We start from the raw sequence: 25,555 nt of genomic DNA on the forward strand, positions 1-25,555 counted from the left end.
TTCGACGGAAGCGCCGTGACTTCTTGCACAAGCTCTCGAACTACTACGCCACCGAGTACGACCTCGTGGCGGTCGAAGACCTGAACGTGAAGGGGATGATGGAGTCGCCGTCGAACAGCCGCAACACGGCGTCTGCGGCGTGGCGAACGTTCCTCTCGCTGCTCGAATACAAGTGTGAGCGAGAGGGAACGCACTTCGTGGCAGTCAACCCGAGAGGGACGACCAAGGAGTGCGCGTCGTGTGGTGTTTCGACCGACAAGCCGTTGTGGGTGCGTGACCACTCCTGTCCAGCCTGCGGGTTTGAGGCGGACAGGGACGCAAACGCGGCGTTGAACATCCGTTCTCGCGGCCTCGAAGATGTAGGAGTGGGACACTCCGAATCAACGCCTGTGGAGACTGCGCTCCCTACGGACACCAATTCGGTGTCTGCAAAGCGCGTCGTCGGAGCAGGAAGCCCTACCCTCAAGGAGCCGCCGAAGGCGGCGAGTAGGCAGTGGTAGTTCACATGCACCCGGACCCTATACCACCGACAATGACCGACCGAGCAATCGAGACCGAGGAACTGACGAAGCAGTACGGCGAGGTGACGGCGCTCGACTCGCTCGATCTCGACGTACCGACGGGCGAGCTGTACGGCTTTCTCGGCCCGAACGGCGCGGGCAAGTCCACGACCATCAACATCCTGACGGGCCAGCTCACGCCCGATTCCGGGACGGCCGAGGTCGCCGGCGTCGACCCCGTCGCCGAGCCGGTGCGCGCCCGCGAGCGCGTCGGCATCCTCCCCGAGAACGGCAAACCGCCCTACTTCCTCACCGTGCGGGAGTACTTCGACTTCGTGGCCGAGGCGCGCGGACTCGATTCCGTCGACGACCGCGTCGACCGGTGGGCCGACCGCCTCGCCTTCGAGTCGAAACTCGACACGCTGTGTACGGACCTCTCACAGGGTGAACGACAGAAGACGCTCATCACGCAGGCGTTTCTCCACGAACCCGAGGTGGTGTTCATCGACGAGCCGCTGACGAATCTCGACCCCATCATCCAAGAGCGCGCAAAGCAGTTCTTCACGACGTACGCGGAGGCGGGCAACACCGTCTTCCTCTCGACGCATTTCATCGCCACCGCCCAGGAGATGTGCACGCGGGTCGGCATCGTCAACCGCGGGAAACTGCTGGAGGAACTCGACCCCCGCGACCTCGGCGAGGAGACGCTGCTCGACCGGTTTTTCGCGACGGTCGACACCGACACCGCGGCCGTCGACCCCGCCGACCCGGCCGCGCTCGCGGGGGAGGAGTAGATGGTCTCGGTCCGGTATCTGTTCGACCAACTCCTGCGCGAGGAGTGGCGGATGCACGCCCGCCTGTTCGGCGGCTGGCGTTTTGCCGCCTTTCCCGTCTTCCTCGCCGCGCTCGCGGCCGGGACGGCGACGTTCTTCGCGCTCGCCGGCTCCGAGACGGAGACCCTGCTTGCCGGCCTTCACGTCGTCGTCGCGCTCGTCGGTCTTCAGGTCGGCTCTATCGGGCTCGTCGGTCGGGACGCGCTCGGCGACTTGCTCGGCGACGTGACGCTGCTCGTCTTCTCGGCCCGAACCCTCCCGGTGAGCGAGCGCCGGCTGCTCGCCGTCTTCGTCGTCAAAGACGTACTCTACTACGCACTCCTGTTCATCGCGCCGCTGGTCGTCGGGGTCGCGCCGCTGGTCGTCCTCACGGACCTCTCGGTCGCGGTGCTCCCGCGCCTGCTCGCGAGTGCGTGGCTCGCCTTCGCGTTCGGTGTCGGCACCTCGCTGCTGCTCGTCGGGCTTGCCACCCGGAGCCGGCTGCTCGCCGCGCTCGTCGGGGTCGCCGCCCTCGCCGGCGGTTCCCTCCGCCCGGGTCTCGTCGTCGCGTTCACGCCCTTCGGTCTCTACGCCGACCCGTCGTACTTCCGGCTCGCTGTGTCGGTCACGGTCCCGCTCCTCGCGGCGGTCGTCGGCTTCTCGCTGTTCGAGTTCGACCGGACCGGCACCACCCGGACGGCGGGCAATCAGTTCCGCCGGCTCACCGGCCTGTTCGGCGCGCGCGACGAGCAAGGGCTCCTCGCGAAGTCCCTGCTCGACGTAGCTCGCTCCTCGGGCAGCCTCTGGAAGGTCCTCCTTTCCCAGGGGCTCATCTTCGGGGTCGTCGCGATTCTGCTCGGCTACATCCCCGACATCCTCGTCGGAGTTCGCCCCTCGCCCGGTCTCACCCTCGGGTCCGTCCTCGCGCTCGGGGCCTTCACCACCTACAACTGGCTGTGTCAGTACGACGACGCGGCCTTCTTCGGGACGTACCCAATCGACCTCGCGCGAGTGTTCGAGGCGAAGCTGTGGGCGTTCTTCCTGCTCGCGGTTCCGGCGGGTGGCTTCTACCTCGCGCTCGGGACGGTCGTCTTCGGGCCGACATCGCTGCTCGTCGGTGCGACGGTGTACGTCCCCGTCGCAGTCTACGTCTTCGGCGTGACGGCCTACGTCGCCGGGCTTCGACCCACGGAACTGCTGTTCGACACGCCCGTCTTCATGCTCTTTTCGGGCGCGGTGATGGCCGTGTTGCTCCCGCTCGTCGTGCTCGCCATCGCCTACCCGCTCGCGCCGACACGCATCTCCGTTGCGGCCGTCGGGCTGTCGCTCGTCGCCGGGCTGCTCGGGGTCGTTGGCTATCGCCGGGCGGGGCCGAAGTGGACCCGGCGCGCGCGTGCAGGCGACCTCTGAGGGCGGCCGATACCACTAACACCGCGGTGTGTGATAGAATGCGTATGAGCGACGAGCCGCGTGCGACGGCACCCTCTGAGACGCCCGTCGCGCTCACGATTGCCGGTAGCGATTCCGGCGGGGGCGCGGGAATTCAGGCCGACACGAAGACCATCGAGGCGACCGGTGCGTTCGCCACGAGCGTCCTCACCGCCGTCACCGCACAGAACACGCAGGGTATCGAGGGGTCACACCTCGTCCCGAACGACGACATCGCCGCCCAGTACGACGCGGTCATGGACGACTTCGACGTGCGTGCCGCCAAGACGGGGATGCTCGCGACCGCCGACACCGTCGAGCAGGTGGCCCGGTTCGTCCGCGAGGCCCCGTTCCCGGTCGTCGTCGACCCCGTCATGGTCGCCACCGCCGGCGACCGCCTGCTCTCGGAGGATGCCGAGGAGTCGTACGAATCCCTCGTCGCCGCCGCCACGCTCGTCACCCCGAACACCGACGAGGCGGCCGTCCTCACCGGGCTCGACCCCGACGGTCCCGACGAACAAATCGAGGTCGGCGAACGCCTGCTAAACATGGGCGCGGGCGCGGCCCTCGTGAAGGGTGGTCACGGCACCAACGAAATCGTCCACGACGTGCTCGTCACGCCAGAGGGTTCCGAAATCTTCTCTCACCCCCGCGTCGACACCGACGCCACTCACGGCTCCGGGTGTACCCTCTCGGCTGCCATCGCCGCCCGACTCGCGCAGGGCGAGGGACTCGTCTCCGCGGTCGAGGCCTCGGTTACGTTCATGGAGCGGGCCATTCGCTACCACCACGACGTGGGTCACGGTCCGGGAACGGTGAATCACCTCGTCGCGCTCGGCAACGAGTCGGCACGCGAGCCGACTCGCGAACACGTCACCGACCTCGAACACCGACTGGAAGACGTCGATACCACCGGTGTCGCTGCCGCGACACCCTACGCCGAGAACAGCCGCGACATCGTGGAAGCGGGCGGGGAGTCGTTCGGCACGAGCGACATCGCAGCCACCTTACTCGCCGTCCGTGAGCCGCTTCCGACCGCACGCTTCGTCGTGCGCGTCCCGACCGAAACCGCGACTCACCTCGGCGAGGCGGCCGTCCCGACGACCGACCACCCCGAACAGGGTGACTTCGACCGGCCGGTCGTCGCCGTACTTGACGGCGAGGACGCGCTGTTCGTCGGGGTGGAACGCGACGGGCTGGCGAAGACGATACGGGCCGCGACGGACGCCTGAGACCCCTGCGACCGAAGGAGTGTTACGGTCTCGTGCCCTTCATCGTGTAATGGGAGTCCACTCCGCGCCACTCGACGTGAGCGCCCGCCGCGAGGAGTTTCCGATCTTGGACCGCGAGTTCGACGGCACGCCGCTCGTGTATCTCGACAACGCCGCCACCTCACAGACCCCGAAACGCGTCGTCGAGTCGATCACCGATTACTACTACGAGTACAACGCCAACGTTCACCGCGGCATCCACAACCTGAGCCAGGAGGCCTCTATCGCCTACGAGGAGGCCCACGACACCGTCGCCGACTTCATCGGCGCGGCCGGCCGCGAGGAAATCGTCTTCACCAAGAACACCACCGAAGCGATGAACCTCGTCGCGTACGCGTGGGGGCTCAACGAACTCGGTCCCGGCGACGAGGTCGTCCTCACGGAGATGGAACACCACGCCTCGCTCGTCACGTGGCAACAAATCGCGAAGAAGACGGGCGCTGAGTGTCGCTACATCCCCATCACCGACGACGGCCGTCTCGACATGGACGCCGCCCGTGAGCTCATCACCGACGACACCAAAATGGTGAGTGTCGTCCACGCGTCTAACACGCTCGGCACCGTCAACCCCGTTGCCACGCTCGCCGATATCGCCCACGACCACGACTCGTACATCTTCGTCGACGGCGCGCAGTCGGCCCCGCACATGGCCGTCGACGTGCAGGACATCGACTGTGACTTCTTCGCCTTCTCCGCCCACAAGATGTGTGGGCCGACCGGAATCGGCGCGCTCTACGGCAAGGAAGAGATTCTCGACGCCATGGAGCCGTATCTCTACGGCGGCGACATGATTCTGAAGGTCACCTTCGAGGACACCGACTTCAACGAACTGCCCTGGAAGTTCGAGGCCGGCACGCCCTCCATCTCGGAAGGCATCGCCTTCGCCGAGGCCGTCGAGTACATCGAAGACGTCGGCATCGACCGCATCCACGACCACTCGACCGACCTCGCGGCGTACGCCTACGAGCGCCTCTCCGAGCACGACGACGTGGAAATCTACGGGCCCGGTCCCGACGAGCGCAGCCCGCTCGTCGCGTTCAACATCGACGGTCTCCACGCTCACGACCTCGCGTCCATCGTCAACGACTACGGGGTCGCGATTCGCGCCGGCGACCACTGCACCCAGCCGCTCCACGACGTGCTCGGTGCCAGCGCCTCAGCTCGCGCGTCCTTCTACCTGTACAACACCCGCGAGGAAGTCGACGCGCTCGTCGAGGCCGTCGACGAGGCGCGCCAGATTTTCGCCTGAGAACCTTTTGCAGCCGAGTGGTGCGCTTCGCGCACCACTCGGCTGCAAAAGGTTCATGAAAAACGCAGCCGGCGCTCACTTCGTTCGCGCCGGTGACTGAACAGCAGTAGTTGTCGAAATATCGTCTCTAAATTAGCTTCACTCGCTTTCCTCACCGCGCAGGAGCCGCGAGGCGCCGACGACACCGCCGGCCAGCGCCGCGAGCACGCCGAAGCCGGGCTGGCTCCCGCTCGTCTCCGTCGCCGATTCGGTGGCGGTCGCGGTCTCCGTTGCCGTCGGCTCCGCCGTCTGGGTTGCCGTCGGCTCCGGCGTCGCCGTCGGTGTCGGGGTGGGTGTCGGCGTCAGCGTCGACACCTGATTCACCGTCGAGTTCGTGTTGCCGGGCCAGGCACCCAGCTCCGCGGGCGCGGTCTCCTCGCCCGACGGCTCCGGGAACACGTACAGCTGTGCCGGGAACGACTCCCCGCCGCTGGTCTGGCCACCCATCGAGGAGGCGACGAAGCCACCCTCGTTCGGGACGGCCGCCCAGAACTGCGCCTCGTCCGGCTGCCGGTACTCGCCGACGACCTGCGGGTCGGTCACGTCCGAGAGGTCGTACACCTTCGCGCCCCCGTAGTAGAAAGAGGCGTAGAGGCGGTCGCCGCGCCAGCGGATGTTGTGGGCGGTGGAGCGTCGGTTGTCTTCGAGCACCGGCGGCGCAAGCGACTGGACCCGGCGTGGATTCTCCATATCCGAGATGTCCCAGACGGTGATACCGGCCGGTGCACCGCTGGTCTCCGTCTCCGGGGAGTCGAACGCCTCGTGTCCGACGGCCACGAGCGGACGGTCGGGATGCGGCGCGGCGACGTGGTGGTTGGCCGGCATCTCGACGTACTGGGTCGTGTTGCCCGTCTCCCGTTCGGCCAACTCCGACTGGGAGAGCCCGCCGATTTTCCCCTCGGCGGTCATCGCCGCGGGGTCGCTGGCGTCGATACGCCACGTCCCGGCGTCCCACTGTGAGGTGTACAGCGTGTCGCCGTCGGCGTAGATGTCGTGGCTGATTCGGTAATACTGCCACACGTCGCTCCAGCCGTCACCGGCGTCGATCACAGACCACCGGCCGAGTTCCGTCCCGTCGGTCGCGTCGTAGGCGATAATCGGTGAGTCGGGGGCGATGCCGGCGGCCGTCGCGTACACGGTCGTCCCGGACACCGCAGCGTTGTGGATGCCGTGGTCCGTGGGGATGAACCGCTGTTGGGTCGGACTCGTCGGGTCGCTCACGTCGAAGACGACGATACCGTTGAGCGCGTCGCCCGGCCCGTTGATGCGACCGGCGAGCGCTAATACGCCGTCGTTGTACACGCAGTCCGCGTAACTGGAGATCGGACCACTCTCGCGGTCGGCGAGCAGCTCGCGGCGGCGGGCGACTACCTCGCCGGCGTCGGTGTCGACGACGACGATGCCGTCACCGACGGCGATGAACGCGTGAACCCCGTCGTCGGCCATGGTGACCTCCCGGGTCCCGGGTGCTTCGACGGTGTGTGTCGGTTCGAGCGCCTGCTGTCGTGTCGCTGTCGCGGGCCCGACGCCGGTGACGCCGGCTGCCGCCGCGACGCCGAGCGCCGACAGCACCGTCCGCCGTGTCATGGAGGGGCGTGTCATACACCCATCAGTGTCTCTCACCATATTTGTATCTTTCTGACAGTTCCGACGCAGGACAACCCTTTTGACCGTGATTCCCCAATAAATCGTATCATGGGAACTGGCTCCGATATGTATCGCCAGCAGATTCTTGACCACTACAAGAATCCACGCAACTACGGCGATGTAGACGACGCGACGTTCGAACACGTCGGCGAGAACCCGATGTGTGGCGACACGATCAAGCTGTTCGTGAATCTCGAGGACGACGACGAGACTATCGCCGGGATCTCGTTCATCGGCGACGGCTGTGCCATCTCGCAGGCGTCCGCGAGTCTCCTCTCGACGGAGCTACAGGGGATGACGCTCGAGGCGGTCCGGGATATGGACCGCGACGACATCGTCGAGATGCTCGGCGTCGAGATTTCGCCGATGCGCATCAAGTGTGCCGTGCTCGCGGAGAAGGTCGTCCAGGACGGCGCTGCCATCTACGTCGGCGACAAGGAACTCGACGAGACGACGACGGAAACGTAGCCGGTCGGCTGTCCGGGGATTTTTGCTCACACCGGTGTTCGCTGCGGTATGCACGTCGCCGTCGTCGGAGCCGGTAGTCTCGGCTCACTGCTTGGGGGGCTGCTCGCACGCGAGCATAGGGTCACGCTCGTCGGACGTGACCCCCACGTCAGCGCGATTCGCGAACACGGGCTTCGCGTGACTGGCGTCGTCGACCTGACTATTTCCCCTGACGCCGACACGACTGCCCCCGCGCGGTGTGACCTCGCGCTCGTGACGACGAAGGCGTTCGACACGGCGGGTGCCGCGGCCACGCTCGCCGACACCGACGCCGGCTGTGTGGTCTCACTCCAGAACGGACTCGGCAACGAGACTGTCCTCCGTGACCGACTCGACTGTCCGGTGCTCGCCGGCACCTGCACCTACGGGGCGCGACGCAGTGACCCCGGCGTCGTCGCCTGTACCGGGGAGGGAACCGTCACCGTCGGCGATCCGGACGGCGGGCCGAGCGAGTGGGCCGACCGCGTCGCCGACGCGTTCACAGCGGCCGATATCGACGCGACGGCCAGCGACGAGATGCCGCTGCTCGTGTGGCAGAAGCTCGCGGTCAACGTCGGCATCAACGCGACGACCGCGCTCGCCCGCACGGAGAACGGCGCACTCCTCGACGGGCCGGCGAGTTCGGTCGCGGCGGCCGCGGCCCGCGAGACGGCGACCGTCGCCCGCAGCGAGGGCGTCGACCTCGCCGACGAGACGGCGACCGACGCGGTCGAGCGGGTCGCCCGAAACACGCGCGCGAACCGGTCGTCGATGCTGCAGGATATCGATGCACGACGCCGGACCGAAGTCGACGCCATCGTCGGCCCGGTCGCGGACCACGCGGAGCCGACGCCGGTCGCCGCCACGCTCGCCGGCTTACTCCGGGCGTGGGAGGCCGAACGCGGTCTCCGGTGAGAATAAGTGACCCCCCGTGTTACAGGCTCCCATGTGGGGACGCCGCGACCGCTCGACGCAGGTGACCTGTATCGCCTGTGGCGAGACGGTCGCCCGCTCTGACGCCCGCGAGTACGACAAACACGGGGACCGTTACACCCGCCGAGAGAAGGAGTTCGAGTACCTGTGTAAGAGCTGCTACCGCGACACCGACCACCAGCCGCGGGGCGACCTCGAGACCGTTCTCGAAGAAAGCGGTGCCGGCCAGTGTGACCGCTCGGAGTTCCTCGCCCGCTACACCGACCTCGCTACCGAGTCCAGACAGGAAAGCGAGCGGTGACCGGCCGCGTCGCCGGACCGAGCCGGCAGCGTCTTCTCACCGGCGAGGGTGTCCTGCTCGCTGGCGCACGGGTGCGACGGAACGCCTAACTGACGGCCCGTCCAACGTCGTTCATGACCGACGATTCGCCCAAGCCCGGCAGCGCCGAGGCTCAGGGTCCCGTTCAAATCGACGAGGAGCTGGACCGCCACCTCCAGAACAAACGCGAGGAGCTGTTCGAGGAGTTCGAGCTTCGCGACACCTTCCCCAGTGAGGTGATTCGCGAGGCCGACGAGCGCACGACCGATATCGACGCCGAAATTCAGTCGGAAATCGACGAGGACTACCGGACGGACTGTCGTGACCTGACGACCTGCACCATCGACCCCGCCGACGCACAGGACTTCGACGACGCCGTCTCCATCGCGAAGACCGACGACGGCGACTACAAGCTGTGGGTCCACATCGCCGACGTGACCCACTACGTCCAGCCGGGGACGGCGATGTGGGAGGAAGCGCTCGAGCGGGGCAACACCGTCTACCTGCCGGGGTACACGATGCACATGCTCCCGCCGATGCTCGCGGAGACGGTCTGCTCGCTCGTCCCGAACGAGGACCGACTCGCTCACACCGTCGAGATAACCATCGACGGCGAGACGTTCGCCAACGAGTCAATCGACATCTACAAATCCGTCATCCACTCCGACGAGCGGCTCACCTACGCACAGGCGGAGGACCGACTCGACGACCCCGACGCCGAGTTACACGAGGAACTCACGCTCGTCCACGAGCTCGCCGACCAGCTCCACGAGCGCCGGAAGGAGGACGGCTCGCTCGTCTTGAATCCGCGCCGCGACCGCGCACACACCATCATCGAGGAGTGTATGCTGAAGGCGAACAAGGCCGTCACCCACGAACTCCAGTGGGTGCGCAGTCTGGAGGCCATGTTCCGCGTCCACCCCCAGCCCACCCCCGACGAGTGGGACGAGGCGCTGCGCGAGATTCAGGACTTAGACGGCGTCTCGATTCCCGGTAGCTCGTGGGAAGACCCGCGGAAGGCCGTGAACGCGACGCTCGAACAGGCACCCGGTCGCCAACTCGACCAGATTCAGTGGGCCGTGATGAAGGTGATGCCGCGCGCGAAGTACATGTCCGACCCCTTCGGCGGCCACCACGCGCTCAACTTCGAGGTGTACGGCCACTTCACCTCCCCCATCCGCCGGCTGTCTGACCTCGTGAACCACTGGATTATCTATCAGGACGAGACGCCAGAAGGCGTCGTGCTCGCCGACCTGTGTGACCACGCGAGCAAGCGACAGAAAGCCGCGGAGACCTGCGAGCGCATCTACAAAGACTTCCTCCAGGAGGTCGGGCTGGACCCCGACGCGGTCAACAACCGTGGCCTCGAGGTCGTGGAGGATGCCGACCCCGAGGACCTCGACCGGTCGGCCGGCGAGGTCAGCCCGGAAGCGTTCAACTAGACCGTCGTCGGTCGACGCCCGCTCGCCCCGTTGTCGTGCGTGTCAGTATCACGCAAGGACTTTTCTCGTCTCCCCATCGGGACGTTGGTATGAGCTGGACGCTCACGGTGCCAGACGCGAGCTACGAGACCGCACGCCGCGAGTTCGAGTGGTCGATTCCCGACGACTACAACCTCGCTGCGGACCTCGTTGGGAAACACGACCCCGAGCGGCCGGCGCTGTACGAACAGCTCCCCGACGGGACCGAGACCACCTACACGTTCGGCGACCTCGACCGGCAGTCCGACCGCGTCGCGGCCGCCCTCCGCGAGCGCGGAGTCGAGCGTGGCGACCGCGTCGGCGTCGTGCTCACCCAGACGGTCGAGAACCCGCTGGTCCATCTCGCCTGCTGGAAACTCGGTGCGGTATCGCTCCCGCTGTCAGTGCTGTTCGGTCCCGACGCGCTGGCGAGCCGTCTCCGAGACAGCGGTGCGGTCGCCGTCGTCGCAGCCGCCGACAGACACGACGCAATCGCTGAGGCGATGACCGACTGTCCCGACCTCGATACGCACGTCGAACGGGGGGAGACGGCAACTGGCGACGCGATACCGTTCGCCGACCTGCTCGATGCCCCGGACGCGATTGAGACGGTCGAGACGACGCCGGAGACGCCGGCGACTATCATCTACACGAGCGGCTCGACCGGGCCGCCGAAGGGCGTGCTCCACACGCACAGCGTCTGGGTCGCTCACTGCCCCTCCTTCCAGCTCTACTTCGAACTCGACCCGACAGGGGTGTTCTGGACGCCGGCCGACTGGGCGTGGATCGGTGCGCTCGGCGACCTGCTGTTTCCCGCGTGGCACTACGGGCAGCCGGTCGTCGGCGCACCGACCGGGGAGTTCGACCCCGAGTGGGCGTACGCGCTCATGGAGCGGTACTCGGTGACGAACGGCTTCCTCCCGCCGACCGCGATACGGATGTTGATGGACGTGTCCGCCGACAGCTACGACCTCGCGCTGTCGGCCATCTGCTCTGGCGGCGAGCCGCTCACGCCCGAGATACTCGACTGGGCGGACGAGGAACTCGGCGGCGTCCTAATCAACGAACTGTACGGCCAGACGGAGGCGAATATCTTCATCGCCAACTGTCGGTCGTGGTTCGAGACACGGGCCGGGAGTATGGGGAAGCCAGTCCCCGGCCACGAGGCCGCACCGATCGACCCCGAGACGGGCGAGCGCCGCCCCGACGGCGAGGTCGGCGAGCTGGCTATCAAACGTGAGGGGGACCCGATCGTCTTCGAGCGATACTGGAATCAGCCCGAGAAGACCGCCGCGGCGACGGTTGATGCACCGGACGGTGGAACGTGGCATCTCACCGGCGACCTCGGCTGGCGCGACGAGGACGGCTACTTCTGGTTCAAATCGCGTGCCGACGATGTCATCATCACCGCCGGCTACCGGGTCGGTCCCGGCGAGGTGGAGCAGGCGATACTGGACCACCCTGGCGTGGCACAAGTCGGTGTCGTCGGCGTGGACGATGACCTCCGCGGCGAGAAGATTGCGGCGTTCGTCCAGCCCACCGACGACGCCACTGCCGGAGACGCGCTGCGCGGGGAGATTCGCGCCCTCGTGCGCGAGCGACTGGCGAAACACGAGTACCCACGCGAGATACAGTTCCGTGCGGAGTTGCCCCAGACGACGACCGGAAAAATCAAGCGACGAGAGCTGGGCGAGTAGTTACTCGCCGCGGGAGTCGAGCCACGAGCGAACCTGTTTCGGCGCACCGATGACGCCGTTGGCGACGAACAGCACGACCAACAGCAGGAGGAGGCCGAAGCTGAACTGCCAGTACGCCTCCAGCATCTCGAAGCGGCTGATGAACCACCGGAGGTACCGGTAGCTGAACGCGCCGACAAGCGGTCCGAAGAAGGAGTACGGGCCGCCGATGACGGTCATCAACACCGGCTCCGCCGAGAACGCCCAGTAGGCGTACCGGGGCGTGACGTTCGTGAACAGCGGGATGAGCAGTCCGCCCGCCAACCCGGAGAAACCGCCCGAGAGGACGAACGTCACCCACGAGTGCCGCGTGATGTTGATACCGAGTGCGCTCGCACGCTCCGGATTCTCACGAATCGCCTTACACACCGTCCCGAACGGCGACTTGACGATGCGGTACAGCAGATACATCGTCACCGCGAAGATGGCGATGGTGAAAAAGTAGTAGGCGAACGGGTCGGCGATGTCCACGAGCGTGAACGTGAAGCCGAACAGGTCCACCTCACCGAGGGTGAAGGTCAGCCCGTCCGAACCGTTGGTGAACGTGCCGTTGCCCATCCCCAAGAACTCGAGGAGCGTCCCGATGATGTCCTGGTTCGCAATGGCGTAAATCGCCATCGTGAACGAGAGGGTGATCATCGCGAAGTAGATCTCCTCGAGCTGGACGGCGAGATAGCCGATTGCCATCGCTACCAACACGGTGACGAGTATCGCGAGCACGAGTCCGAACAGCCACGTCGCGAGCACGCTCGCCCCGCCGAACAGCTCGCCGAAGCCGAGCATCGGTCCGACCGTCTGGACGGTCTTCGCCATCGTGTAGCCGGCGACGGCAAAGAACATCCCGTGTCCGAACGAGAGCAGCCCGGTGTAGCCGTACAACAGGTTAAACGCCGTCGCGAAGATGCCGAAGATGAGCACCTCCGCGAGCAACCCCGTCTGGAACGGCCCGAGGATGAACGGCGCGACGACGAGCAGGAGCAGCCCGGCACCGACGAGCAGCCGCTCGTTGCCCTCGACGGCCGGCGCTGAATCGAGTGCTCCGCTCATCTACATTCCGGGGCCGAGACCGCTCCCGTCGAGCAGTTCCAGCGATTCGTCGCGGGTGATGGTGTACTTCTGGATGTCGGCGAGTCCGGCACCGTCGTACGGAACGTCCACGTCGAAGCTCGTCGTGCCGAGCGTCACCGGAGCCTGCGCCTGGTGGCTGTCGGCGTCGTAGGTGACGGGACCGCGCGGGTCCTCCTCGAAGGTGAACCCTTCTAGCTCGGAGATGATGTCGTCGGAGTTGAGCGAGCCGACCGACTCGATGACCTGCTTGTACGTCTGGACTGCGCCCCACGTCTGCCCGCCGGTGAAGCCCGGAATCGATGGGACGTTCTCGTCGGCGTACATCGACTCGTACTTGTCGAGGAACGCCTGATTGTACTCGTTGTCGTATGCGGTCGGCCAGTACCATCCGGACAGGTGAATCCCTTCGGGCGTGGTGTCACCGAGCGCGCTGAACACCGTCGGGTCCGCGCCGATGGTGTCGAACACGTCCTCCACCTCGTCGAACAGCCCCTGCTCTGCGGCCTGTGACATGAACGTCGTCGAGTCGCCGGCCCAGAAGCTCGTAAAGACGAGGTCCGGGTCGTTGCTCAACACGGAGTTGATCTGTGGCGTCATGTCGCTTGCACCCAGCGACGGGAACTCGCTGGCGACGTACTCGTGGTCGACGCCCAGCCCTTCCGAGTAAGCCTTGAAATACTCCCAACACTGCTCGCCGTAGGCGTAGTCCGGTCCCATGTTCGCGACCCGCATCGCGCCGTAGTTGTCGGCGATGAACTTCGCGATGCCGTAGGTCATGTGCGAGGTGTTCGCGGTCGACCGGAAGATGTTCGGCTTGAGTGCCGCCTTCCCGTCGTCGCTCTCGTAGTAGTCGCCGTACGCCTCCGTATCGAACTCCGTGATATACGGTGTCCCGATATCGGTGGCGATGAACGGCACGCCCAGCGACTCGATGGTTGGGGCCGTCGCCAATCCGACACCCGAAGAGGTGATGCCGATGAGCAGGTCGGAGTTGTCCTCCTGCACCAGGCTCCGAATCGTCTGTGCCGGCTGGCTGCCGTGGTCGCGAATCGTGATCTCCACGTCGTTGCCGTTGATTCCCCCGTTCTCGTTGATGTCGTCGACCGCGGCCCGCGCCGCGTTCTCTGAGGAGGTTCCCAGCGCCTGCGCCAGCCCGGAGATGAGGTAGATTCCACCGATTCTGACGGTGTCACCGCCCCCGCCGCTACAGCCGGCCAACGCCACCGCGGTTCCCGTCCCCGCGGCAGCGAGGAAACTCCGCCTGTTCACTCGTCCACTACTTGTCTTGCCAGCACCGTCACTGTGTTTCATGTGGTCACTTCCCATGCTACGACCGAATATGCAGGAATAGTATTTATATTCTATGCAGGAATTGTGTCATGACGGGAGAACATCGGGACGTAAGGTTTAATCATATTGTGTTGGAGTGGTACGGTATGGTATCCCAAGGGTTGGTTTTCGACCAGATAATCACGGGGCTGTCCATCGGTGGGCGGCTCTTTCTCATCGCTGTGGGGTTGAGTCTCATCTTCGGCGTCCTCGACGTCTTGAACTTCGCACACGGGGCGCTGTTCATGATCGGCGCGTACATTGGCGTCGTCGCGATCCAGTCAGTCGCCGGGGGGTTCTGGCTCGGGCTGGTGGCGGCCGCGGTCGGTGCCGGACTCGTCGGCGTCTTGATCGAGGTCGGTGCGATCCGTCGCGTCTACCACCGCGAGGAGCTGGACCAGCTGCTCGTCACCTTCGCGTTCGTGTTGATACTCACAGACGTGGTCCGGTTCGTCTTCGGGACCGGGCAGAAAGTCGTCGACCCGCCGGCGCTGCTGGCCGGAAGTATCCGGCTCACGGAGAGTCTCGCCCTGCCGGCCTACCGCGGCTTCGTCATCCTCGTGTCCGTGCTCACCCTCGGTGCCATCTTCCTCGTGCTCCGGACGACCAACATCGGTCGGCTGGTGCGGGCCACTTCCTCGGACCGCGACATGGCCGCGCTCATGGGTGTGAACGTCCCACGGCTCTACACGCTCGTCTTCTTCGTCGGCGCGGCACTCGCCGGACTCGGCGGTGCACTCGCGGCACCGACGCTCTCGATTACCTCCAGTCTCGGCGACCAGGTCATCATCCGGGCGTTCGTCATCGCGGTCATCGGCGGGCTCGGCTCCTTCGGTGGCGCGTTCGTGGGCGCGTATATCGTCGGGATTACTATTGCCGTGGGGAGTCTCGTCGTCCCCGGCGCGGGTGAACTCATCCCGTTCGTGGCGATGATCGCCGTGTTACTCGTCAAGCCGGAGGGGCTGTTCGGGGGTGCTGAAGCATGAGTTCGGTGCTCGAAACCGAGGAGCTCCGCCGGCAGTTCGGCCGGCTCGTCGCCGTCGACGACGTGAACGTCTCAATCGAGGCCGACGAGATTACGAGCATCATCGGGCCGAACGGCGCGGGCAAGACCACCTTCTACAATCTGCTCACCGGCCGATTGGAGCCGACGAGCGGATCGGTCCGGCTCCGGCCCCGCGACAGCGAGGCAGACCTCATCGACGTGACCGACAAGCCACCCCACGAGATTGCCTCGCTCGGGCTCTCGCGTGGCTTCCAGATCAACAACGTCTTCGACGGGCTGACCGTCGGCGAGAACCTCCGTATCGCCCGTATCAGCCGCGACGGTCGCACCCTCGATTTCCGTGCGGTTGCCGACACCGACGACGACCTCGCCGAGGGCGTCCGGGACATCGCCGACCTGGTCGACGTCACCGACATCCTCGACACCGAGTGTGCGAACCTTTCGCACGGTGACAAGCGGAAGGTCGAAATCGCGCTCGCGCTGGCGACCGACCCCTCTATCGTCCTGCTGGACGAGCCGACCGCGGGGATGAACGCCACCGAGACGGCGCGGATGGTGGAGCTGGTCGAGCGACTCGACGACGAGACCGACACCACCTTCGTCATCACCGAACACGACATGGAGGTCGTGCTCGGCATCTCCGACCGGATTCTCGTCCTCGACAATGGTGAACTCATTGCCGACGGGGCTCCCGACGAGGTGTTGGCCGATTCGCGCGTCCGCGAGGCGTATCTCGGGCTGGACGAGGACGAGGAACTGGAGGCGTCGCCAGAGCGTGGCGAGGCCGAGGAGACCGGAGGTGAGTCGGCGTGAGCCTGCTCGAACTCTCCGACGTGAACGGCTTCTACGGCAACAGCCACGTCCTGTTCGATCTGAATATCGACATCGAGCACAACGAGGTGGTGACGCTGCTGGGCCGCAACGGTGCCGGCAAGACCACTACGCTCCGCACGATTACCGGCACGATTCCCCGCCGCGAGGGAGGTATCACCTTCGACGGCGACGACATCTCCGAGGAGTCCGTCGACCAGATTTCGAACCGGGGTATCAAACTCGTTCCAGAGGCCAGACGCATCTTCCCGACGCTCACCGTCCACGAGAACATGCAGGTGGCCCGCGACATGTCCAAAGGCCGCGAGCCACGGCCTGTCGAGGAGATGTACGAGGTGTTCCCCATCCTCGATGAGCTTCGAGAGAACCGCGGTCGCAACCTCTCTGGCGGTGAACAACAGATGCTCTCGGTCGCGCGTGCGCTCATCCAGAGCCCCGACCTCCTCCTGTTGGACGAGCCGACCGAGGGGCTCGCGCCGGTCATCGTCGACGACCTCTACGACGTGCTCTCGGAGGTCGTCGAACAGGACGTGACCGTGCTCATCACCGAACAGAACGTCGACTTCGCGCTCGACTTGGCAGAACGGGCCTACATCATCGACAAGGGAGCCAACGCGTGGGAAGGGACCGTCGACGAACTCGAACAGCGACAGGACCTCCTCGACGAGTATCTCTCCGTCGGCGCAACCGACGCAGAGTAGTCAGGCCGTCTCGGCCCGGCTCCCGTCGTCGGTCTCGACGACCGTGTCCTTCCACGTTCCGCGGGTGAACCACGCCACCGCAGCGACCGCCCCGACGATATTGCCCAGCGCCATTCCGATCCAGATGCCGGTCGCACCCAGCCCGAGGGTGAAGGTGAGCAGATACACCGTCGGGACGCGGCCGAGCCACAGCGCGGTCAACGAGAAGGCCAGCGCTGTCCTGGTGTTTCCGGCACCGCGATACGCCCCGAGAACGACCTGTAACACGCCGATGAAGGCGAACTCGACGGTCCGGATCCGGAGATACTGCACCCCGTTCTCGATTGTCGCGGTCGCGTCCGCGGTCGTCGAACTGATGAACACCGAGACGATTGGCTCGGCGAAGACGAGCGCGACGACGGCGACGCCGGCCATCACGACCGCGCCCGTCGTGGCCGCGAGTTTCACCGCGCGCTCTGCCCGGTCCCCCCGGCCCGCGCCGAGGTTCTGCCCGACCATCGTGTTCGTCGCCCGCCCCAATCCCATCGCGGGGAGGAAGACCAGCGAGATGAGCCGATTACCGAGCCCGTAGGCCGCCACGACCGGCGGGGCGAAGGAGGCGACCATCGCGGTCAGGGTTATCATCGCCAGCGCGCTCGTCGACTGTTCGAGCGCGGAGGGGGCACCGATGTTGACGATGCGTTTCACCCACTTCCGTTCGAGCCTGAGATACGCGATCTTGAGCTGGGGACCGACGGCCAGCCGGAAGAGGATGAACAGCCCGATTGCCGTGGCGACGACCCGCGAGAGCAGGGTCGCGACCGCCGCACCCTCGACGCCCATCGCCGGGAAATCGAGCGGGCCGACGTCCCACCCGAAGATGAACAGCGGGTCGAGCACGACGTTGAGGACGACCGTCACGAACATGACGGCCATCGGAATCCGGGTGTTGCCGTAGCCGCGCATCAGCGCCGAGAAGACGAAGAAGCCGAACAGGAACGGCGTTCCGAGGAAGAACACCCGCATGTAGTCGCTCGCCAGCGGGATGACCAACCGCGCGGTCTCGGAGTCCGCCGGGAGCAGTCCCAACAGGAGGTCGGTCGAGAGATAGCCGACTGCCCCGACGACGACGGCGATGACGGTGACGAACGCGAGCGTCTGGCTGGCGGCCTTGCTGGCGTCCTCGTCGCCGCCCGCGCCGGTGTACTGGGCGACGAGCGTACTCCCGGCCACGGTGAGTCCGCCGCCGACTGACAGGAACAGGAAGATGAGCGGAAACGCGAGCGAGAGGGCACCGACCGCCGCCGACGGGTAGGCCGTCCGGCCCAGCCAGATGGTGTCGGCGATGTTGTACGCGACCTGCAGCAGTTGCGTGACGACGATGGGCCACGCGAGCGTGAACAGCGGTCGCACCAGACTCCCCTCCGTGATGCTCGAATCGGTGGAGTCGGCGCTCATACCTACCGTCGGCTACCGGATGGGATGACACCTTCGTTTCGGTCGATTGTCACGCTATCGCGTGACACACCCGACGACCGGGAGCCTTACCTGCCGGCCCTCGAACCGACGTGTATGCACCTCGGCGTTATCGGACTCGGACGGATGGGACGTATCGTCGCCGACCGCGTCGTCGATTCCGGCCACGACGTGACTGCCTTCGACGTGAGCGAGGACGCGCTCGCCGACGCCCGCGACGCCGGCATCGGTACCGCCGACTCGATTCCCACCCTCGCAGACGCGCTCGGCGAGGAGAAGCGCATCTGGCTGATGGTTCCCGCCGGCGACCCGGTCGACGCCGCGCTCGACGAACTGGAGCCGTCACTCTCCGAGCAGGACATCGTCGTCGACGGCGGCAACAGCCACTTCGAGGACTCGACGCGTCGCGCCGAGTCGACCGCCGCCCGGTATCTCGACTGTGGCACCTCGGGCGGCCCGGCCGGCGCAGAGCTGGGCTTCTCGCTCATGGTCGGTGGTCCCGAGGGAGCCTACGAGACGATGACGCCGGCCTTCGACGCCGTCGCCACCGGTCCCGAGGGTCACGACCGGATGGGACCGGCCGGCAGCGGCCACTACGTGAAGATGGTCCACAACGGCGTCGAGTACGCGCTGATGCAGGCGTACGGCGAGGGGTTCGAACTGCTCCACGAGGGGCGATACGACCTCGATCTGGAGGCCGTCGCGCGAACCTGGAACAACGGCGCAGTCATCCGGTCGTGGCTGCTCGAACTCTGCGAGGAGGCGTTCCGCGAGGAAGGGACCGACCTCGGTGACGTGGCCGACCACGTCGCCGGCGGCTCGACCGGCACCTGGACCGTTCAGGAGGCGCTCGAACAGGAGGTCGCCGTGCCGCTCATCTACGACGCGCTCGGCGAGCGGTTCGACTCACGCACCCGAGCGAAGTTCTCTCGCCGGCTGGCCAACCGGCTCCGGTACGGGTTCGGTCGCCACGAGGTCGCCCGCGAGTGACACGGCTCAGTTGACCATCGTCGGCTGAAACGAGACGCCGTGCAACACGAGGCGAGCGCCCCCGTCCGCGCTGTCGGTGATCTCCAACTCCCACCCGTGGGCCGAGGCGATTCGCTCGACGATCGTGAGTCCAAGTCCCATGTTCCCCGCCTCCGTCGTGAAACCGGATTCGAACACTAGCTCGCGGTCCTCCTCGGGGATGCCGGTGCCGTCGTCCTCGAAGTAGAGGCTCCCGTCGGCTGTCCCCACGGCACAGGTGGTGGCCGGTCCACCGTGGGTAATGGCGTTTGAAATCAGGTTTTCGAACAGCTGCTGGAGCCGGTCAGGGTCTCTCTCGATCTGTTTTGACCGTCTATCCGGAGGGTCGCCTCCTTCGTGTCGACCATGTTCCACGCCGACTGGACGACCTGGCTGAACGGCACCGTCGTGGTGTCCTCGATTCGCAGGGGTTGGTCCGCCAGGACGTTCGTCTGGTCGATGAGCGTGTCCATGCGGCCGGGTGCCTGTTCGACGTTGTCGATGTGTGATGCGTCGTCGTCCTCCCGATAGAGGTCGAGCGAGCCCCGCGCGACGTTCAGCGGATTCCGGATGTCGTGTGAGATGAGGTCCCTGATGTTCTTCAACTGCGTGTTGCGCTGTTCGAGGTCCTGCTCTCGGCGCTTCAGCTCCGTGATGTCGCGGGTGTTCACTACGAACCCCTCCACGATGTCGTCGTCCAGCAGATTCGTCCCCCGCGATTCGAGGATGATGTCGTCCCGTTCAGCGTGGTCGAGACGGGACTCGATGACCGGGGTGATATCCGGATTCTCCACGCCCTCGAAGAACTCCTCCATCACGTACTGTCTGTCCTCCGGATACACGTAGCTGAAGATCGAATCGCCGATGAGTTCCTCCTGCGTGTAGCCGATGATCTGCTCACACGACGGCGAGACGTACTCGAACCGGCCGTCCTCGGAGACGATGGAGATGAGGTCCGTGGAGTTTTCGACCAGCTTGCTGAACTTCCGTTCCGACCGCTCCAGCTGTTTTTGCACCCGGTACGTCTCGATTGCGTTGCCGAGGCGATTCGCGAGTACGGAGTACGAAACTGAAGCCGGTCGACGAATTCGAACGCCTCGACGGCGGCCGCATAGTTTCTGCGGTCGTGTTGGACGAACCCGTTGCAGATCTGTCGGGCCATCTCTCTGGGTGCGTCCTCCCTAGAAATAGATGTGTCCGGAATCGATTCGACACTAGACTGCGTTCCAATGTCTCGTACTGGGTGGAGTCTTCACGTAAAAATTTTATACAGTACAGTGAATCGCGGTACGAACGACCTGCCACGACATCGGTCTCTGCACGCGTGTGAACAAGCCCGACGCCCCGAGTGGGTCGTCGTGTCAGCAAACGCGGCCTCTCTGTCGCTCGGACAGGTGAGTCCCCCGAAAACACTTTGCGGCTGTCCCCCGCAGTAGTATTCGATATGTCTAGTGAATCGCAAGCAGGCGAGTCAGCGCGAAGTGAGATTCGAGAGCGACACGAGTCGGTCGCCGCGGAGGTCGTCCCCGAGCAGACGGACCTCTACATCAGCGGCGAGTTCGTCGAGCCGGCGGAGGGTGGCACCATCGACACGGTCGACCCGACGACGGGTGAGGTACTCGCGTCCGTCGGTGGCGCGACGGAGGCAGACATCGACCGTGCCGTCGACGCCGCGTGGGACGCCTTCGACTCGACGTGGTCGGGCTACGGTGCCGGCAAGCGCCAGCAGATCCTCATCGACATCGCCGACGCCATCGACGAACACTCCCAGGAGCTTGCGAAACTGGAGTCGCTCGACAACGGGAAGCCGGTCTCCGAGTCGAGCGCCGACGTGTATCTGGCCGCAGACCACTTCCGCTACTTTGCGGGCATCGTCCGCAAGAACGGAGGCAGCACGATGCCGGAGGGGTCACGCCTCGGACAGGTCGTCAAGGAACCGTACGGGGTCGTCGGTCAGATCATCCCGTGGAACTTCCCGCTGCTCATGGCGTCGTGGAAGCTCGCGCCGGCGCTCGCCGCCGGCAACTGTTCCGTCCTGAAGCCGGCCGAACAGACCCCGCTGTCGGCGCTGCGGCTCGCGGAACTCATCGACGACATCGTCCCCGACGGCGTCGTCAACATCGTCCCCGGCTACGGCGAAGAGGCCGGCCCACCGCTGACGGGCCACGAGGACGTTCGCAAGGTCGCGTTCACCGGCTCGACGGCCGTCGGCAAGCAGGTGATGAAGTCGGCCGCCGACAACGTCACCGACGTGACGCTCGAACTCGGCGGGAAGAGCCCGGTCGTCGTCCACCCCGACGTGGCTCCCGGGAAGGCGGTCAAGCTCGTCGCACAGGCCATCTTCTACAACACCGGCGAGTGTTGTGAGGCTGGCTCCCGGCTGTTCGTCCACGACGACATCGCCGACGAGGTGCTCGGCGGGCTGGCACAGGCCGTCGACGACATGACCATCGGCGATCCGCTCCTGCGCGAGACGGACCTCGGACCGAAGGTCTCCCGCGAGCAGGTCGACCGCACGCTGGAGTATCTGGAGAAGGCCGAATCCGGCGGTGGCAAGTTCCTCGCCGGCGGCGGCATTCCGGACGACGAGTCGCTGTCGGACGGCTGTTTCGTCGAGCCGACGCTCGTCGACGGGCTGGACCACGACCACGAGGCCGTCCAGGAGGAGATCTTCGGGCCGGTGCTCGACGTGTTCCGCTGGGACGACTACGACGAGATGATGGAACTCGCCAACGACGTGGACTACGGTCTCGCCGGCGGTGTCATCACGGACGACATCTCACAGGCCAACGAGACGGCCCGCGACATCGAAGCGGGGTACATCTGGGTCAACACGTACCACGACCTCGTCGCCGGCCTGCCCTTCGGCGGCTACAAGCAGTCGGGTATCGGCCGCGAGCTGAGCGAGGAGACGCTGGACCACTACCAGCAGACGAAGACGATCAACCTCTCGCTGTAGCGCGGCCGTCTGCGCGCTAATCGCAACGCTATTGAAGCACGTACACAAAGACGGCGTATGGTCACTACGCTGGGCATCGTACTCGGGGCGTCGCTCACGCTCACGATGGTTGCCCTGCATTTCGCACGCGGCACCGAGCACGCGACTCCGGACGATATCTCACAGAAGGTGCTCGAACGTCGCGCCGAGAGCGTCCACGAGACCGACTTCCCCGAGCCGATGAACCGGTCCATCGGCGGCGGTGGTGCTGCCGCCGCCGTCGGCGGGGGCGGTGCCGAGGGTGAACTCGCGGAGGGTGACGCCGAGGTCGACGACGACCCCGCCGCGATTCCGGACGACGAGGCCGAGGTGTACGAGGTCGAGTACGTCAAGGAGGGGACGACGATCGAGGTCAAGGAGAACACAACGCTGTTGGAAGCCGGCGAAGAGCAGGATTGGGACCTGCCGTACGCCTGCCGACAGGGTCAGTGTATCTCCTGTGCCGGTCACATCACCGACGGTGGCAATTCCGAGCAGTACGTCGAACACTACACCAACGAGATGCTCGGCGAACCCGAACTCGACGACGGCTACACGCTCACCTGTGTCGCCTACCCCGTCTCCGACTTCTCCATCGAGATGCGCGAGTCGCCGTAACGTCCGACCCCGACTGATTTTCGCCGACGTTTAAGCCGCGCCCGCGAGGAGTCAATGTATGTTCGATACGGTCGTGATTGCGACGGACGGGTCCACCAGCGGCCGCCGTGCGGTGACCGTCGCGCTCGACGTGGCCCGCCGGTTCGAGGCCTCGGTCCACGCGCTGTACGTCGTCGACGAGACGCAGGTCGACGGACTTCCCGAAGATGTCCACGACGACGTACGCGAGGCGCTGGAAGCGCAGGCAGACGAGTCACTCGACGCTGTCGAGACGGCGGCCGACCAGCCGGTCACCGTCGCCGTCCGCGAGGGTGACCCGGCGACGGAGATCATCGACTACGCCGACGACACCGACGCCGACATGGTCGCGACGGGGACGCGCGGCCGCCACGGCGAGCACTCCTTCATCGTCGGGTCGGTCGCGGAGACGGTCGTGCGCGACTGTCCCGTGCCCGTTCTCACCGTCCGCCAGCTCGAGGCCTGACGGGCGTATCGGGGGCTTCTTGCCCACAGCCGTCACAGCCAGCGCATGGACGACTCGCTTATCGACCCGGAGACGCTTCCGCTGGAGCGAGCCTCGCTGTTGCCGGGGGCCGGATTCTTCGCCCCCGATGAGGAAGAGCGCGACGAGGCCGAACTCGAAGCCACGCTCGGCGACGCCGAGACGGTCGTCGTGGCCGACCCCGACGCCGACGGACTCGCCTGCGTCGCGTTCATCCGTGAGTTCCACGACGGCGCGAGGCTGTTGCCAGCGAGCCCACACGAACTTGACGACGCGATCGCCGACCTCGCGGAGTTCGCCCCCGACGGCGTCCGCGTCTACATCTGTGACTTGTGTCCCGACGAGCGCGACGACCTGACCGGGCTCGCTGACCTCGTCGAGCGAGCCGACTCCGTCTCGTGGTACGATCACCACCAGTGGAGCAGCGAGGCGACCGACCGCGTCGAGACCGCCGGCGTCGACCTCGTCGTCGGCGACTCCGACGAGGAGTGTTCCGCCGACGTGACGCTCCGGTCGCTGGGTGAACTCCCCCGTCGCTTTGCCGAACTCGCGGCCGTCACCCGCGACCACGACCTCTGGATTCGCGACGACCCGCGCTCTGACGACCTCGCCGACTACGCCCACTGGGAGGAGCCGGAGGAGTACGTCGCCGTCGTCCGCGAACACGGCGCGGACCTCCCGACCGAGGTCGAGGCGTTCCTCGAAGCCGAGCGCGTCGAGAAACAGCGGCTCATCGACAAGGCCGTCGAGCGCGCGGAACTCCGCGAGGTCGACGGTACGACGGTCGGTGTCACCTACGGTCGGTGTTCACAAAACGAGGTCGCGGAAGCCCTCCGAGAGCAGGGCGCGGACGCGGCGGTTGTCGTCAAGCCCGCCGGCTCCGCCTCGATTCGCGGCACCGACGGCTTCGAGCGGTGTCACGAGGTCGCAGAGCAGGTAAACGGCGGCGGCCACCCAAAGGCCGCCGGCTGTAAGCCGGACATCTACGACGACATGCTCGATTACGCCCACCACTGGACGACCCGCGGCGCGGTGGCGAAACAGGTCATCCTCGACGCGTTCCGGAATCTCCCTGAGGAGGACGAGGAAGGCGTCGACACCGAGCGCTAGAGATACTTTTCCACGTACTCGCGGTGTTCGCGCTCTCGCACCGCCTTCTCGCGTGGCGTCGCGTCCTCCAACCACAGGGGAAGACACGCCATCGCCTCCGTCCGACACTTGAGCAGATACGTCTCCATCCGGTCGCGCTTCGCCGGGGTGAAGCTCCAGTCGTCGCGGGCCGACTCGTAGCTGTCGCGGAACAGCTTACGCAGCTCGCTCGCCCGTCCGCCCGTATCCTGTCCGTACGCATCGAACAGATGTGACTCCACGCTCGCGAGATTGTGGGCCGGCTCGCGGACAGAGAGATTCGCCCAGTCGAGCACCGCCGTTGTCTCGCCCGTTTCGGAGTCTACGAGCAGATTTCCGTAGCGGTAGTCCCAGTGGCAGTAGCGGGGTGGCTCCGGTGCTGTCAGCGCGCCGGCACGCGCGTGGAGCGTCTCGCGAAGCGGCTCCGCGAGGTCGACAAAGCGCTGCGGCTCGTCGGCGTAGTCTGGGAAGTAGGTGCCATCAGCCAGCGCGTCACACGTCTCATCGATGCCGGCACGGAACAGCTCGCGCTCGGAGTCGGCGTCGTGGTCGGTCGGCAGTATCGCCAGGTCGCCGTCGCTGACGCCAACGCGCCCGACACGCGGCTGTTCGCCGAGTTCGTGAAGCGCGGCTAGATTTCCGCCGGCCTCGCGAATCACGCGCTCACGGGCGGCGGGAAGTAGCTCCTCGGGTCGCCCTTCGAAGTTTTCGCCCGGGCGTTCCTCCACGAGATAGAACGGGGCCGGATACTCGTCGTGGCGGTCGACGAACCCGTACACCTCGGGAACCGGAATCTCGGTTTCGCGTCCGACGAGTTCGAACAGCCGCGGCTCGGCGCGGGCAATCTCGGGGGCCATCCACTCCGCGATGGTGGCCTTGAGGACGGCCCGCCGCTCACCGTTCGGGGTCGAGCAGGCGACTCGGGCGACGAAATCCGTCCCCTGCTCGACGCGCTCGAACGAGTCGAGCGTCCAGTCGCCCCGGCAGGCGGCGACCATCCCGGCGACAGTCGGAAAATCGATGGCGTCGTCACTCACGAATGAAGCGAGTCG

The 25,555-nt window shown here is 66.0% G+C and carries 25 protein-coding genes; 18 read left to right on the forward strand and 7 right to left on the reverse strand.

Features of this window, described 5'->3' with window-relative positions; all coding sequences use genetic code 11:
- From DMP03_RS04505 to DMP03_RS04525, 5 genes are all read left to right on the forward strand, one after another.
- A partial coding sequence (locus DMP03_RS04505) for an RNA-guided endonuclease InsQ/TnpB family protein (RefSeq protein ID WP_152119525.1) occupies positions 1-500 on the forward strand: 500 nt, incomplete at its 5' end.
- Positions 501-532: 32 nt separating this feature from the next.
- Positions 533-1,294 carry an ABC transporter ATP-binding protein gene (locus tag DMP03_RS04510; RefSeq protein ID WP_152119526.1) on the forward strand — a complete coding sequence of 254 codons (762 nt, stop codon included), beginning with the start codon at positions 533-535 and terminating at the stop codon, positions 1,292-1,294.
- Positions 1,295-2,722 (forward strand): hypothetical protein, encoded by a 1,428-nt coding sequence (locus tag DMP03_RS04515; RefSeq protein WP_152119527.1) that lies wholly within the window; start codon positions 1,295-1,297, stop codon positions 2,720-2,722.
- 44 nt (positions 2,723-2,766) lie between these two features.
- Positions 2,767-3,972 carry a bifunctional hydroxymethylpyrimidine kinase/phosphomethylpyrimidine kinase gene (thiD, locus tag DMP03_RS04520; RefSeq protein WP_152119528.1) on the forward strand — a complete coding sequence of 402 codons (1,206 nt, stop codon included), beginning with the start codon at positions 2,767-2,769 and terminating at the stop codon, positions 3,970-3,972.
- A 49-nt stretch (positions 3,973-4,021) separates the two neighbouring features.
- A complete protein-coding gene (locus DMP03_RS04525; protein WP_152119529.1) occupies positions 4,022-5,260 on the forward strand; it encodes an aminotransferase class V-fold PLP-dependent enzyme in 1,239 nt (412 codons plus the stop codon).
- Between the two features lie 138 nt (positions 5,261-5,398).
- Here the strand turns inward: DMP03_RS04525 and DMP03_RS04530 are convergent, their stop codons facing one another.
- A complete protein-coding gene (locus tag DMP03_RS04530; protein ID WP_172967073.1) occupies positions 5,399-6,901 on the reverse strand; it encodes an LVIVD repeat-containing protein in 1,503 nt (500 codons plus the stop codon).
- A gap of 93 nt (positions 6,902-6,994) precedes the next feature.
- Between DMP03_RS04530 and DMP03_RS04535 the strand changes: the two genes are divergently transcribed.
- The 5 genes from DMP03_RS04535 to DMP03_RS04555 all read left to right on the forward strand — a co-directional run bounded on the left by DMP03_RS04535 (position 6,995) and on the right by DMP03_RS04555 (position 11,841).
- Positions 6,995-7,414 carry an iron-sulfur cluster assembly scaffold protein gene (locus DMP03_RS04535; protein ID WP_152119531.1) on the forward strand — a complete coding sequence of 140 codons (420 nt, stop codon included), beginning with the start codon at positions 6,995-6,997 and terminating at the stop codon, positions 7,412-7,414.
- A gap of 48 nt (positions 7,415-7,462) precedes the next feature.
- On the forward strand, positions 7,463-8,347 hold the full coding sequence (locus DMP03_RS04540) for a ketopantoate reductase family protein (RefSeq protein ID WP_152119532.1): 885 nt from the start codon (positions 7,463-7,465) through the stop codon (positions 8,345-8,347).
- Positions 8,348-8,378: 31 nt separating this feature from the next.
- Positions 8,379-8,666 carry a DUF7562 family protein gene (locus tag DMP03_RS04545; protein WP_152119533.1) on the forward strand — a complete coding sequence of 96 codons (288 nt, stop codon included), beginning with the start codon at positions 8,379-8,381 and terminating at the stop codon, positions 8,664-8,666.
- A gap of 113 nt (positions 8,667-8,779) precedes the next feature.
- Complete coding sequence (locus DMP03_RS04550) at positions 8,780-10,126, forward strand: RNB domain-containing ribonuclease (RefSeq protein ID WP_152119534.1); 1,347 nt, start codon at positions 8,780-8,782, stop codon at positions 10,124-10,126.
- Positions 10,127-10,215: 89 nt separating this feature from the next.
- A complete protein-coding gene (locus tag DMP03_RS04555; RefSeq protein WP_152119535.1) occupies positions 10,216-11,841 on the forward strand; it encodes an acyl-CoA synthetase in 1,626 nt (541 codons plus the stop codon).
- On the opposite strand, the gene DMP03_RS04560 is transcribed toward DMP03_RS04555, so the two are convergent.
- Complete coding sequence (locus tag DMP03_RS04560) at positions 11,842-12,927, reverse strand: branched-chain amino acid ABC transporter permease (RefSeq protein ID WP_152119536.1); 1,086 nt, start codon at positions 12,925-12,927, stop codon at positions 11,842-11,844. It lies immediately after the preceding gene.
- Positions 12,928-14,259, reverse strand: coding sequence for an ABC transporter substrate-binding protein (locus DMP03_RS04565; protein ID WP_172967074.1), 1,332 nt, complete (start codon positions 14,257-14,259; stop codon positions 12,928-12,930). It abuts the gene before it with no gap.
- Between the two features lie 125 nt (positions 14,260-14,384).
- Between DMP03_RS04565 and DMP03_RS04570 the strand changes: the two genes are divergently transcribed.
- Genes DMP03_RS04570 through DMP03_RS04580 form a run of 3 tightly spaced genes read left to right on the forward strand, consistent with a single transcriptional unit; the run spans position 14,385 to position 16,815 of the window.
- Positions 14,385-15,263 (forward strand): branched-chain amino acid ABC transporter permease, encoded by an 879-nt coding sequence (locus tag DMP03_RS04570; RefSeq protein ID WP_152119538.1) that lies wholly within the window; start codon positions 14,385-14,387, stop codon positions 15,261-15,263.
- Positions 15,260-16,096, forward strand: a complete 837-nt coding sequence (locus DMP03_RS04575) for an ABC transporter ATP-binding protein (protein WP_152119539.1) — start codon at positions 15,260-15,262, stop codon at positions 16,094-16,096. The genes DMP03_RS04570 and DMP03_RS04575 overlap by 4 nt, the downstream gene beginning before the upstream one ends.
- Positions 16,093-16,815 (forward strand): ABC transporter ATP-binding protein, encoded by a 723-nt coding sequence (locus DMP03_RS04580; RefSeq protein WP_152119540.1) that lies wholly within the window; start codon positions 16,093-16,095, stop codon positions 16,813-16,815. The genes DMP03_RS04575 and DMP03_RS04580 overlap by 4 nt, the downstream gene beginning before the upstream one ends.
- On the opposite strand, the gene DMP03_RS04585 is transcribed toward DMP03_RS04580, so the two are convergent.
- The gene (locus tag DMP03_RS04585; RefSeq protein WP_197739295.1) at positions 16,816-18,252 is read right to left on the reverse strand and encodes an MATE family efflux transporter; all 1,437 of its coding nucleotides are present in this window, start codon (positions 18,250-18,252) and stop codon (positions 16,816-16,818) included.
- 114 nt (positions 18,253-18,366) lie between these two features.
- Here DMP03_RS04585 and DMP03_RS04590 point away from each other — a divergent pair, with 114 nt between their 5' ends.
- A complete protein-coding gene (locus tag DMP03_RS04590; RefSeq protein ID WP_152119541.1) occupies positions 18,367-19,260 on the forward strand; it encodes a decarboxylating 6-phosphogluconate dehydrogenase in 894 nt (297 codons plus the stop codon).
- A gap of 6 nt (positions 19,261-19,266) precedes the next feature.
- Here DMP03_RS04590 and DMP03_RS14215 read toward each other — a convergent pair whose 3' ends face one another.
- On the reverse strand, positions 19,267-19,653 hold the full coding sequence (locus tag DMP03_RS14215) for a sensor histidine kinase (protein WP_172967075.1): 387 nt from the start codon (positions 19,651-19,653) through the stop codon (positions 19,267-19,269).
- Entirely contained in the window at positions 19,554-20,294 is a 741-nt protein-coding gene (locus DMP03_RS04600) for a PAS domain S-box protein (protein ID WP_172967076.1), read from the reverse strand. The genes DMP03_RS14215 and DMP03_RS04600 overlap by 100 nt, the downstream gene beginning before the upstream one ends.
- Before the next feature lie 428 nt (positions 20,295-20,722).
- Between DMP03_RS04600 and DMP03_RS04605 the strand changes: the two genes are divergently transcribed.
- From DMP03_RS04605 to DMP03_RS04620, 4 genes are read left to right on the forward strand one after another with little or no spacing between them, the layout of a single operon-like run.
- Positions 20,723-22,237 (forward strand): aldehyde dehydrogenase family protein, encoded by a 1,515-nt coding sequence (locus tag DMP03_RS04605; RefSeq protein ID WP_152119544.1) that lies wholly within the window; start codon positions 20,723-20,725, stop codon positions 22,235-22,237.
- Between the two features lie 57 nt (positions 22,238-22,294).
- Entirely contained in the window at positions 22,295-22,873 is a 579-nt protein-coding gene (locus DMP03_RS04610) for a 2Fe-2S iron-sulfur cluster-binding protein (protein ID WP_152119545.1), read from the forward strand.
- 58 nt (positions 22,874-22,931) lie between these two features.
- A complete protein-coding gene (locus tag DMP03_RS04615) occupies positions 22,932-23,357 on the forward strand; it encodes a universal stress protein (protein ID WP_152119546.1) in 426 nt (141 codons plus the stop codon).
- 45 nt (positions 23,358-23,402) lie between these two features.
- Positions 23,403-24,485 (forward strand): DHH family phosphoesterase, encoded by a 1,083-nt coding sequence (locus tag DMP03_RS04620; RefSeq protein WP_152119547.1) that lies wholly within the window; start codon positions 23,403-23,405, stop codon positions 24,483-24,485.
- Here the strand turns inward: DMP03_RS04620 and DMP03_RS04625 are convergent.
- Positions 24,482-25,540: a phosphotransferase family protein gene (locus DMP03_RS04625; protein WP_152119548.1), complete on the reverse strand. Its 1,059-nt coding sequence runs from the start codon at positions 25,538-25,540 to the stop codon at positions 24,482-24,484. The genes DMP03_RS04620 and DMP03_RS04625 overlap by 4 nt on opposite strands.
- Between the last annotated feature and the right edge of the window lie 15 nt (positions 25,541-25,555).

It is taken from the genome of Halosegnis rubeus (assembly GCF_009184545.1).
In the GTDB taxonomy this organism is placed as follows: Archaea; Halobacteriota; Halobacteria; order Halobacteriales; family Haloarculaceae; genus Halosegnis; species Halosegnis rubeus.